At 60.7% G+C, this 6,507-nt stretch carries 10 protein-coding genes; 3 read left to right on the top strand and 7 right to left on the bottom strand.

Going from position 1 to position 6,507, the window contains the following annotated elements; translation table 11 throughout:
- Nucleotides 1–261: 261 nt before the first annotated feature.
- The 5 genes from JUB11_RS32060 to JUB11_RS32040 all read right to left on the bottom strand — a co-directional run bounded on the left by JUB11_RS32060 (nucleotide 262) and on the right by JUB11_RS32040 (nucleotide 2,283).
- Nucleotides 262–495 (bottom strand): hypothetical protein, encoded by a 234-nt coding sequence (locus tag JUB11_RS32060; RefSeq protein WP_207462869.1) that lies wholly within the window; start codon nucleotides 493–495, stop codon nucleotides 262–264.
- An 86-nt stretch (nucleotides 496–581) separates the two neighbouring features.
- Nucleotides 582–770, bottom strand: coding sequence for a hypothetical protein (locus JUB11_RS32055; protein ID WP_207462868.1), 189 nt, complete (start codon nucleotides 768–770; stop codon nucleotides 582–584).
- Between the two features lie 88 nt (nucleotides 771–858).
- Nucleotides 859–1,269, bottom strand: coding sequence for a ribbon-helix-helix domain-containing protein (locus JUB11_RS32050; RefSeq protein ID WP_207462867.1), 411 nt, complete (start codon nucleotides 1,267–1,269; stop codon nucleotides 859–861).
- Entirely contained in the window at nucleotides 1,266–1,616 is a 351-nt protein-coding gene (locus JUB11_RS32045) for a ribbon-helix-helix domain-containing protein (RefSeq protein ID WP_207462866.1), read from the bottom strand. Before JUB11_RS32045 ends, JUB11_RS32050 begins: the two co-directional genes overlap by 4 nt.
- Nucleotides 1,600–2,283: a GNAT family N-acetyltransferase gene (locus JUB11_RS32040; RefSeq protein ID WP_207462865.1), complete on the bottom strand. Its 684-nt coding sequence runs from the start codon at nucleotides 2,281–2,283 to the stop codon at nucleotides 1,600–1,602. Before JUB11_RS32040 ends, JUB11_RS32045 begins: the two co-directional genes overlap by 17 nt.
- A gap of 164 nt (nucleotides 2,284–2,447) precedes the next feature.
- On the opposite strand from JUB11_RS32040, the gene JUB11_RS32035 reads away from it, so the two are divergent.
- Complete coding sequence (locus JUB11_RS32035) at nucleotides 2,448–3,344, top strand: LysR family transcriptional regulator (protein ID WP_207462864.1); 897 nt, start codon at nucleotides 2,448–2,450, stop codon at nucleotides 3,342–3,344.
- An 85-nt stretch (nucleotides 3,345–3,429) separates the two neighbouring features.
- Complete coding sequence (locus JUB11_RS32030; RefSeq protein WP_207462863.1) at nucleotides 3,430–3,780, top strand: ribbon-helix-helix domain-containing protein; 351 nt, start codon at nucleotides 3,430–3,432, stop codon at nucleotides 3,778–3,780.
- Between the two features lie 142 nt (nucleotides 3,781–3,922).
- Here JUB11_RS32030 and JUB11_RS32025 read toward each other — a convergent pair whose 3' ends face one another.
- Nucleotides 3,923–4,792, bottom strand: coding sequence for a transporter substrate-binding domain-containing protein (locus tag JUB11_RS32025; RefSeq protein ID WP_207462862.1), 870 nt, complete (start codon nucleotides 4,790–4,792; stop codon nucleotides 3,923–3,925).
- 254 nt (nucleotides 4,793–5,046) lie between these two features.
- Entirely contained in the window at nucleotides 5,047–5,268 is a 222-nt protein-coding gene (locus JUB11_RS32020) for a hypothetical protein (protein ID WP_207462861.1), read from the bottom strand.
- Between the two features lie 79 nt (nucleotides 5,269–5,347).
- Between JUB11_RS32020 and JUB11_RS32015 the strand changes: the two genes are divergently transcribed.
- The gene (locus JUB11_RS32015; RefSeq protein WP_207462860.1) at nucleotides 5,348–6,418 is read left to right on the top strand and encodes an IS630 family transposase; all 1,071 of its coding nucleotides are present in this window, start codon (nucleotides 5,348–5,350) and stop codon (nucleotides 6,416–6,418) included.
- Nucleotides 6,419–6,507: the final 89 nt, after the last annotated feature.

Genomic DNA, 6,507 nt, shown 5'->3' with positions numbered 1-6,507 from the left:
GCCCCTGTTCCTCGTTCATCGTCAGACCTCCGGTTGCGGTTCATTTTACCGCAGCCAGCTGTCTCATCGAACCGGGCAGCAACCCACACAAGCCCATAAACCCCACGGCTTGAGGCCGATGTTGTAGCTGTCTGCCAAGCCGCTCATGTGCCTGATTCCTCCATTTCTGTAGAAATCTACACCGGCCGTTATAATGAGCTATTAACAGCATTGGTAAACGACTATTCACCAACCATGAGCAACACCTCATGGCTCAGGGGCTTACGCAACCTTTCGTTTTCCGAGAAGTGCCGTCATCCGCTCCCGGACCTCGGGCTCATCTTCTAGCTTAGCGCGTCGGCCATGCGCTACTTCAAAGCCGAAGATCGCATTCACCAGCATCTGTCCTTCGTCGTCCTGCTTGGACCACACTTCGCACACGTCCGGTGTGGCGGCTGCGGGATCGCGAGACTTCTTGTTCATACCGGCGACGATATCGGGGTAGCTGCTGGCCATGCGGGCGCTCTCCTATTGAGCGGGGGAGAATGCAGCCGCAGCTGAGCTTTGCAACCATTATCGGTGCGGACACCGATCGAACACGATCAAAGCCGTCTTTGTTTGAGTTCCTTCTGAAGCACGATCATTCCGGCAAACAGGGTCTGAGCCTTATTCCGGCACTTCTCCCGCTCATACGCCGCCCGCGTCGCCTGAAGATGCTCTGACAATTGCTCGTTTGTCAGTTCGGCTAAGCTCTGAAGCTGTGGAACAACATCGTCGAAAATCGGAATCACAAGCGGATCTCCCGGAGCGCTTCATTTAACAATTTCCCACTGTGCGTGCGTGAGTGAGCCTTCCCACTGCTCCGTGGTTTGCGCTTAGTTAGTGGATCAGGTGGGTGTCGGGCGACGCGACGCCCTCCCAGTCCGTTGAGTCTGCATTGGGAGAACGGCGGGCGGACCGGAAGATGCCCCTGTCCTCACCTCTCTCTTCCCTCTCGGCACAGTCCAAGGCGTTTCGGTAGTATTGGAGCACGAAGATCCGGATTGCGGAGGCGAGGGTGGTGTGCACCGGCTTAGCCCGGTCGATTTGCGTCACTAGTCCGGAGCGCGAACGGCCGTTCTGGCTCGCAATGTTGTCAACGGCCTGCCAGATTTCCTTCTCCAGCGTCACAAAGGTCCGCCGATTAGCGAGCATGATGTCATAGCCGACGGGCTGCTTTTTAGTGTCAATGCCCGCAAGCAGCTGTTGCAGTCTGATCCGTTGGAACGGGCTGTCTTCCGAACCGCTCATGACGCTGTGATTCTCCTAATAGATGGCCCGCCCTGGCATCGCACGCCGAACAGAGTTCCGCTGCCATGCCCGGCACGTTCGTGACCTTCCTTCGTCGCGGCAGCACGGAAGTAGTCCGTGACGAACATACGGACCGCAGAGGTCCTGGTGCGCTGATCAGCGCGGCCCTGGTCGACAGCGGATACGATTTCGTGCACCGTCATCCCCTCAATTCGGGCTATCTCCTGCAGCGCCTCCCTCATCGGCTTCTCCAGCCGGAGTGTCGTACGGCGACCGGCGACGATGAAGTTCGTGCCGGTCACCGCCACGGCTTTTGCGTTGGGATGTTGCTTATTCTGCAGGGGCATGGAACGCTCCGGCGGGGAAACTGGAGCCACGAGACACCGGCGAGGCAATGGCCGTGGGTGCGGCGATACGGTTGGTCGGCGGTCGGTCGAGGCTCAGGTCAAAGGGACCGGGTTTCTGCCAATCTCCTTCAGGCCGGACGATCACGAGCGGCGGGCTCTCGACCGTGATGGCTTCCGGGTGAGGCTCATAGTCAGCGCGGAGCACGACGTATTCGTGGTCAGAGTAATGTAGCTCGTGCTCGCCGCAGGGCTTGAACCCGAATTTGCCCCAGAAGCTCACAAGGCGCCTTTGCGCATGGCCATAGAGGGTGGTGTAGCCTTTCCGCCGGCAATGATCGACTGCGAAATCGACGAGAACTCGGGGGACCGTTGTCCGATCGATACGCTTCAGGCGGTAGGCGGGATGGACGGCGAGACGTTCCGGCTTTGCGAATCCGGCGAAATAGCGGATGCGGAGCGCGCCGACCGGTTCGTTATTCAGCATTGCAAGAACGTGGGTGGCGCAGAGATCGTTCCCGTCGAACTCTTCGTCGTAGGGAGATCCCTGTTCTCCAATAAACGCCAAGCTCCGCAGCACCTGGCATTTTATAAGATCGTCGAGTTCGCGGGCGACACGGACCGTCAAAACCGGGGCAACACTCGGTTCTTTGAATTGCGATGCAGACATTGTATAATCCCCGTCTCGGCAGGCTCCACCTCAGGCTCTACAACTGTATGCGCGGATGAGCCCACTATGCGTTTCAGTACTTTCGATACGGCACCGGTGAACGCAATGGTAGGCGCAAGCGTTCGACCCGTCTGCCCAACAGTTTGAATTTCGATAATTCACTCATGAATAGCGACCTCGCACTCGATTGGGATAATCTCAAAGCCTTTCTCGCAGTCGCGCGGGCTGGAAGCATCACCAGCGCGGCGGCAACGCTCGGTTACAGCCAGCCGACCGTCTGGCGCCGTATGGGCGCGTTGGAGGAGGCGTTAGGCGTGCGGCTGCTCAAGCGGGGAACCCGCGGCGTCACGCTCACGCCGGCCGGCGAGCGGCTGCTGCAGCGCACGCAGCTCATTGACCAGGAGGTCGCGCTTATCCAGAGCCTCGGCAGGTCGGAACTGGCGCCGCAGGGGACCATTCGCCTCTGGACCACGGACGGGATCGGCGGGTACTGGCTGCCCGACAAGCTCGGCGACTTCCGCGAGCGCTTCCCGAACGTGACGATCCAGGTTATGTGCTCCAGCGACCTTCCTGCGCCGGGAAGCATCGGCACGGACATCCTGATCGTTTACGAGAAGCCCCTGGACCAGGATCTCGTCGTCCTTTGCGAAGGGCGTATGGTGTTTCAGCCCTTTGCATCGAGGGCATATCTCGCCCGTCACGGCCATCCGGAGACGATGGGTGACTTGGCGGGCCATTTGGTGTGCGACCACACTGAGTATCCGGATGACGGGCCATGGGCTGCGTGGCGGGAGGCCACAGGCGACTCACGCGTGCCCTATCGGACCAACTCCAGCATGGCACTGGGTGAGGCGACGCGGCGCGGCATGGGCATTAGTCTTCAGCCGTCGGATTTGCACAACGACCGTGAGCCCGACTTGGTTATGCTAGAGATCAAGGGCTTCGACCCACCGGAGCTGGTGTTCTGGCTCGTGAGCCATCGTGAGACAAAGGACATCCCACGGGTCAGGGCCTTCATCTACCATCTCCGCGCGACACTTTTTGAGAGGAGCAGGGAATGACGCCCGTCACCCTTGCCCGTGCGTCAACGACCGTCCCTCTTATCAGAACCCTACCCTAATTTCCGTGAAGGACATATCTAAGTCTATGCAGTTCCAAGAAGTCAGCGCTGATCCTGCGGTCTCCGAGGTTCGGGAGATCCAGGTCGGACGGGCGTCTCTGACGCTTATGCTTGAGATCGTATACTGGATCGGGCTGGAAGAAATTGCCCAGCGGGAGGATCTTTCCCTCGCCAAGCTGATCGTTCAGATCCGGATGCGGGCCGCACAGCAGGCCAGTGTCACGCCCGCGGCACTCCCGCTTTCCGCACTGGTCTCGGCAATTCATGTGATGGTGGTGGACTATTATCGCAAGGCGGCTGTTCGCCGTGGCCCGGACCTTGTTGAGGAGGCTCTGTTCGACATTTCCGGCGTGCTGCCTTCCCAACCGCAGCACTGAGAGCGAGGGGGAGCGCCGTTAGGTTGTCGGCCTTCCTGGTGACGTTATGTCGTGAGAGAACCGAAGCACAGAAATGGCCAGTACTTCTCAGCCGGCGACAGGCCGCGGTTCTCCCAATACTTAAGAGCCAACGCACCCCAGCTTACGGCTCGACCGTCACGTCATAGCCGAAGTGGCGCATCGAAAGCGTCCTCACGGTCCCATCGGCCGCCGCTTCAGCGATTGCTCGGTCGAAGGCTTGCTTGAGGGCGGTGTCCTCCTGCCGAAGGCCGATGGCGACGCCGCGCCCCAGCGGCCCTCGAACGAAACTCGGGCCGAACGGCACGACCCGGTCCTGTCCGTTCCGGAGCAGGTCCTCCAACCCGCCACGGTCGAGGAACACGGCATCCACCCGACTTGCGAGAAGATCGAGACCGGCGTTTTGGAGCGTGTTGTAGAGGTGCACCGTTGCGCCCGGGAAGAACCGCTCGACGAACGCGGCCTGCACTGTGGCGGCTTGGACGCCGATACGCTTGCCGCGCAGCATCTGGGAGAGGCGTTCTAGCACGCGCGTGGCCATAGGTGTCTCGACGGCGAGGTCGATGCGCTCCGGGGTATCGGCCGACAGTTCGACGACATCGTTGCCCAGCATCGTCGCGAGTTGGCTCGGGCCAAACGCGTAAGGGCCAGCAAAGGCGATGGATTTCAGCCGTTCCTCGGTTATTACCATCCCGGCCATGATGGCATCGTACTTTCCTTGGCGCAAAGCTGGGATCATGCTCTCCCATTCGTGTGCGACGAACTGGCAGTCGTAGCGCATCCGCCGGCACAGCTCATGGCCTAGGTCGATCTCGAAGCCCGTGAGTTCACCGGTGGACGTGAGGGTGTTCCAGGGCGGTAAACCTCCCTCCGACGCGATTGTCAAGGTGCGCTCACCGGCACCCGCCGATCCCGCTATGCTCACCATCATCGTGGCGGCCAGTAGCTTCCCTTTCATTTGCACCTTCACGCATCGCTCGATCTGAAAAACCATCCTGTGTAGCTGTTTCCAGTGCGAGGTTACAGGTGTATGGCGGTTTTTTCACAGAGCGCATATTGCGGCAATGAGCGACAGGGTCATTTCGTCATGCCAAATCTGTCCGCCTGCGCTCATTGTATTTTGGTAATTATGAAAACCTTGCGGCGGCGCAAAGCGGTGATCATCTAATAAAAGTGTAGCGGCGGCCGATGCGTTCCCTGTCGCTTTCAATCACATATCCGCTGCACCAACCGCCGTTTCAACTGAGCTTATTGAGCGGCTTCCAGCTGCCCTTCCTCGGCAAAGGTAGCGGCCATGATCGCTTCGGCAATCTCCGGGTTGGCGTTGATCGTTTCAATAATGACCTTTTGGATCTTGCCGGTCGGATCGATGCGCTCGAACTCCCGGCAAACCTCCAGGAGGCGAACCTTGCCAAGCGTGATATGGCGGAACCCTGCTGTCTGGGTAATTTTGAGCTTCAAGGCGGGCATTGCGGCTTCCTTTCCAGGCTAGTGCACTGACACAAACATAGGATTCACATGTGCCGGCGGACGTGCGATTCTGTCGGGCATGGCCCAGACCGTCAGCGTCATCGTTGGACCGGAGGATCGCGCGCGTTTGGCCGCGATCCTCGGTGACCGCAACCGCCCGCTCAAGCATATGCAGCGGGCGAACATCATTGCCCTGTCGGCGGAGCGCCTGCCTGTATTGGAGGTGGCGCGGCGGGCCGGCGTCAGCCGCCCGGCGGTGTGGCGATGGCAGGCGCGCTACGCCGAGCAAGGTGTCGACGGGCTGCTGCGCGACAAGACCCGCAAACCCGGCAAGGCGCCGCTGCCCACGGCGACGGTCGCCAAGGTTCTGGCGCTGACCTGCTCGGAACCTCCCGGGGCGGTCACCCACTGGACTGGCCGGGCGATGGCCCAGGCGGTCGGCATCAGCTTGCGCGCCGTGCAGCGCATCTGGGAAGCCAACCGCCTCCAGCCCCATCGTATCCGCACCTTCAAGCGGTCCACCGACCCGGCGTTCGCATCCAAGGTGGAGGACATCGTCGGGCTCTACATGGACCCGCCCTGCCACGCGGTGGTGCTGTCCATCGACGAGAAGAGCCAGATCCAGGCGCTCGACCGCACCCAGCCCGGCTTGCCGCTGAAGCCCGGCAAGTGCGGGACGATGACGCACGACTACAAGCGCAACGGCACCACCACCCTGTTCGCCGCGCTGAACACGCTGGACGGCACCGTGGTCGGGCGCTGCATGCCCAAGCACACCCACAAGGAGTTCATCACCTTCCTGAAGGCCGTGGAGCGGAGCGTTCCGGCCGGCAAGGTGATCCATGCCATCGTCGACAACTACGCCACTCACAAGCACCCCAAGGTGCTGGAATGGCTAGCAGCTCATCCGCGCTGGGTCTTCCATTTCACACCGACCTCGGCGTCCTGGATCAATGCCGTCGAGGGGTTCTTCTCCGTCATCACCCGCCGGACGATCCGGCGAGGGGTCTTCAAGTCGGTGGCCGACCTGCAGGACGCCATCACCCGTTACATTCGGGACCACAATAAGGCCTCCAAGCCCTTCGTGTGGACCAAGCCCGCTGGTGCCATCCTCGCCAAACTCGAACGACTGCCTGCACCTTCCGAATGAGTCAGTGCACTCTCATGTCCCGTTTCAAGAGTGATGGGCGCGGGTGTTCGTCTCCGGCTGTTTCCGGCATTGTGACGGCAGGGGCTGTC

Origin of the sequence: Azospirillum sp. SYSU D00513 (assembly GCF_017356015.1) — a bacterium.
GTDB lineage: Bacteria > Pseudomonadota > Alphaproteobacteria > Azospirillales > Azospirillaceae > Azospirillum.
The sequence above is the reverse complement of the archived record's forward strand: the minus strand, read 5'-3'. Positions and strand labels throughout refer to the sequence as shown.